Source organism: Elusimicrobiota bacterium, from assembly GCA_040757695.1.
Classification (GTDB): Bacteria; Elusimicrobiota; UBA8919; order UBA8919; family UBA8919; genus JBFLWK01.
In genome coordinates, this window is the sequence record JBFLWK010000149.1 from 1 (window position 1) to 2845 (window position 2845).

The window sequence follows — 2845 nt, forward strand, 5'->3', positions numbered from 1 at the left end:
TCTGAAAATAAATTCCCAGTTCTACGGTCTTTTACTTTATAGGACATTTTTTGCCTCCGTTCACTGTCAAAACTGCAAGGGTTTTTGGCTCTTTTCCCGTTTTTCCTTGCAGTTTTTGTGTTATTTTCTATGTCCTATTATACTATTTTTCCGTTTATATGTCAATGAACTTTTGCTTTTTTCAGTGAATCCTAAGTAATTTGACAAAAAGAAGACATTGTAGTTGCCCATTTATGTGTGATTTTAATAAAGATGCCGATAAATCGGCAACTACAAATACTTATTGCGTCTGTATTAGTTATTTCACATTATTTATATTTATTCTTTTTTGTTCAGACCGACCAAAAACTTCTGGTGTATACATTTTCTTCTGCTTTTGTTGCGGGCATAATAAAAAAATCCCCACTAAAAATAATGGGAGGTAGGATAAATTTTTGTAATCGGCATTATTTATCCAAATCGGATAGTGAATGTATCGGCTTTATTTTACCATTACGCAATTCTTTCTCACCCCGTCTCATTTTTCGCAGTGCATCACGCACTTCTGCAAGATGTTTTTGTAATTTTTCGTATTCTTTCTTACGAACCACAATAAGTTCATCTCCGTGTGTTAATTGTTTAGGAATAGTTATTGTTGTTTGCATATTTCCCTCCACTTGTCTCTTATGAAAATTATAATACAAAACAGCGATTTTGTCAACCCCACCCTTTCTCAGGGTTTTTTTATAAAGTGCGGGGTCAACTGTTTTTTAGTTCTGTAAGTTTTTGTAGAAATCATATGGTTGGAACTCTCCATTTATGTATTTTAAAACCATAAGATGTAGATGTGTTGGACTCCTTGCAGGTGCTGCTGAAAAACCTGTTCTGCCTATCGTCCCTAACTTATCTCCAGCTGAAACTTTCTGGCCTGGTTCAACCAAAACATCCCTAAGATGTGCGTAGTAGGTAACAAGTTTTTGTTGCGGGTGATAACACCAGATATAGTTCCCGCCTCTAAGTTTACCCCGCCCCTGCATGCAGGAGCGGGGTTTACTTCCTTTGCTCCACTCTTTAAAGATAGAAATTACAATACCGTCAAGCATAGCAACTACAAAAACTGGTTTTCCTGTAAGGTCATCAAGACAGTTTTGGTCTTTATCACGAATAAACCCAAATTACTCAGTTGGGTATAAAAAAAGCACCATTTTTTGTATAATCTCCTTGATATAAAAAAATCCAAAAAAGGAGGCACAAAAAAATGGTGCAGTTCAATTTTACAACACTTAAAGAGAAAAAGCAAGTGGCACTTACATTTACAGATAAACCGGTAAGTGCATGGGGCGGGTTAGTACTGTTCAGCAAATATGAACAGGAGATAGGGCTTGTGGAAGAATTGAAAAGCACTCTACCATTTGAGTTGACATCGCCAAATGCGACGAAGCCAGAGGATACGATGTTGTCATTTATTGCGGGCGTATTAGTTGGCTCAAGGCGGTTTCAACATTTGGAACTTTTAAGACAGGACAAGGTAGTGAAAAAGATTTTAGATATAAATCGGTATCCAACTGATGCTACATTTGCCAGATTTTTCAGACGGTTCGGACAGAAGCAGGTAGAAGAAATGTTCCCGAAATTATTCAGGTGGCAATTTAACAGAGTTGCCACAAGAGAAGCCGGATATACACTGGATTTAGATTCATCAGTATTTGAGAGATACGGGAAGCAGGAAGGTGCAAAGAAAGGGTATAATCCAAAGAAGCGAGGCAGACCTTCACATCATCCGATACTTGCTGTTTTATCTGAAGCAAATATGGTTGTGCATGGCTGGTTGCGTTCAGGAAATACAAAAAGTTCAAGGGGTGCTAATGCCTTTCTTTTAGAAACATTGTCTATTTTACCACAGCATATAAAAGTAAGTGCTATTAGAGGTGACTCTGGATTTTCAGACGGTAATTTTCTGGATTTTCTTGAGAGTGAAAGCATCTCAAAACAATATGCTATAGGGATGAAATTCACCGGTAGATTACAGGCGAAAACAACTCTAATAACCAGTTGGCAGAAAATTGCCAAGGGAATAGAAATAGGAGAAGTTTATTATCAGGCAACTACTTGGAGAAAAGCTCGTCGGGTAATAATAATCCGGGAACATGTGCCAGCAATTTTATCGTGGACGGTCAGATACAGAAAATAGAATTAAAGAACTGAAATGGGATTATGGGATAAACGGTTTCTGTATGAAAAAGTTTTTTCCGACTGAAGCGGTTTTCCGTCTTATATGTTTCATCCATAATCTAATACAGGAATTTCAGAAATGTTTGAAACTAACTGGTCGCAAGACATTATCAACTATAAGGACAACGATATTCGCACTGGGTGCAATACTTGGAAGAACTGGACACAAGGAAATAATCAGGCTGTCTGTCGGCGGGTGGCGAAAAGCGAAATTTTTTGAATGGTTGTCAACGATTTTTTATTCTCAAAATCCCAACTGTGTTGCAGTTGAAACTTGATAAAAAAAAAGCCTGCCCTGATGAAAATCAGGGATAAAAAAGGTGGTGAAAAAAAACAAAAATATAAGAAAAAATTAGTGGAAAATCAGTTGAACAAAAAAGTTATGACATCTCAGACGGGAATGGTCTGCCAACTGAGTAATTTGGGTTTAACCTACCACAAAATTTTTCTTGCCTTTTAACCTGAAAAAAGTATAATGGTCTTGTGAAGAAATACAGATTTAATCTTATTTGCAACCAGCGAGATAAAAAGTGCAAGTATAAACGGCTTGAAAAATATACATTTTACTGTATGAGCTACAAGGCAAAGATAAAATGTGATAACGAGACGCAAAAAAATTTGACAAAAAATAAAT

At 36.6% G+C, this 2845-nt stretch carries 4 protein-coding genes; 2 read left to right on the top strand and 2 right to left on the bottom strand.

All coding sequences use genetic code 11. The features are described from left to right. Positions 1–446: 446 nt before the first annotated feature. The gene (locus AB1349_13370; GenBank protein ID MEW6558314.1) at positions 447–644 is read right to left on the bottom strand and encodes a hypothetical protein; all 198 of its coding nucleotides are present in this window, start codon (positions 642–644) and stop codon (positions 447–449) included. Positions 645–749: 105 nt separating this feature from the next. Then, positions 750–1082: a M23 family metallopeptidase gene (locus AB1349_13375; protein ID MEW6558315.1), complete on the bottom strand. Its 333-nt coding sequence runs from the start codon at positions 1080–1082 to the stop codon at positions 750–752. 155 nt (positions 1083–1237) lie between these two features. Here AB1349_13375 and AB1349_13380 point away from each other — a divergent pair, with 155 nt between their 5' ends. Both AB1349_13380 and AB1349_13385 read left to right on the top strand, forming a co-directional pair. After that, positions 1238–2170 (top strand): transposase, encoded by a 933-nt coding sequence (locus tag AB1349_13380; protein MEW6558316.1) that lies wholly within the window; start codon positions 1238–1240, stop codon positions 2168–2170. 43 nt (positions 2171–2213) lie between these two features. Further along, entirely contained in the window at positions 2214–2489 is a 276-nt protein-coding gene (locus AB1349_13385; GenBank protein ID MEW6558317.1) for a hypothetical protein, read from the top strand. Positions 2490–2845: the final 356 nt, after the last annotated feature.